Origin of the sequence: Mesorhizobium sp. M7A.F.Ca.AU.002.02.1.1 (genome assembly GCF_003998535.1) — a bacterium.
Classification (GTDB): Bacteria; Pseudomonadota; Alphaproteobacteria; order Rhizobiales; family Rhizobiaceae; genus Mesorhizobium; species Mesorhizobium ciceri.
In genome coordinates, this window is the sequence record NZ_RZPB01001461.1 from 1 (window position 1) to 526 (window position 526).

Consider the following 526-nt stretch of genomic DNA (forward strand, 5'->3'; position numbering starts at 1 on the left):
GCCGAAAGGCTTCAGCCCGTGCTGCTGGCCTGCGGCGCAGACGGCATCGAAGATGGCGGCGGTGTCGTCGATCCTGGTGTGGATTTCCCAGCCGAGTTCGCCGGCGAAGGAGACGCGCACCAGTTTGGCCCAGCGGCCGGCGATCTTCGTCTCCTGATGCGTCAGCCATGGCAGAGTGAGGTCGGCTTCGCAGACATCGGCGAGGATTTTTCGCGAGTTCGGGCCGGCCAGGATCTGGGTCGAGAATTCTTCGGTCCGGTCGATCAGCTTGAACGGTGCGTCCTTGGGCATGCGCGACTTCAGCCATTCGAAATCATGCCACTGCGCGACCGCCGCGGTGATCAGCGTCATCAGGTTCTCGTCGTGACGCACGACGGACATTTCGGTGACGATGCGGCCCTTGTCGTCGGCGAAATAGACGAGACCGATGCGGCCTGGCTTCGGCACCAGTCCGGTGACCTGCAGGCTCAGCCATTCGGCGGCACCTGGACCATCGAGATTGAAGCGCGAGAACCCAGGCAGGTCC

Annotated in this window: 1 pseudogene; it reads right to left on the reverse strand. The window is 63.5% G+C overall.

The window, feature by feature from the left end:
* Positions 1-526: pseudogene (locus tag EN879_RS38370) on the reverse strand (aminomethyltransferase family protein); the annotation flags it as partial.